1 protein-coding gene is annotated in these 404 nt (G+C 67.6%); it reads left to right on the top strand.

Features of this window, described 5'->3' with window-relative positions; genetic code table 11:
• A partial coding sequence (locus KDL01_RS47345) for an aminotransferase class I/II-fold pyridoxal phosphate-dependent enzyme (protein ID WP_212534349.1) occupies positions 1 to 404 on the top strand: 404 nt, incomplete at both ends.

Raw genomic sequence — 404 nt, forward strand, 5'->3', positions numbered from 1 at the left:
CCGCTTCGAAAAGCAGTTTGCCGCGTTTGTCGGCACGCAGTACGCCATTGCCACCTCAAGCTGCACCGGTGCCATGCACATGGGGCTGGCCGCGCTCGGCATCGGCGCCGGCGATGAGGTGATCCTGGCCGACACGAACTGGATCGCCACGGCGTCGCCCATCACCTACGTGGGCGCCACGCCGGTGTTTGTCGACATCCTGCCCGATACGTGGTGCCTTGACCCGGCGCTCGTGGAAGCGGCCATCACGCCGCGCACGAAGGCGATCATCGCCACGCACCTCTACGGCAACCTGTGCGAGATGGACCGCCTGCTGGACATCGGCAAGCGCCACGGCATTCCCGTCATCGAAGACGCGGCCGAAGCCGTCGGCTCGCGCTGGCACGGGCACGCAACCGGCTCGC

This window comes from Actinospica durhamensis (assembly GCF_018139695.1).
Lineage (GTDB): Bacteria > Actinomycetota > Actinomycetes > Streptomycetales > Catenulisporaceae > Actinospica > Actinospica durhamensis.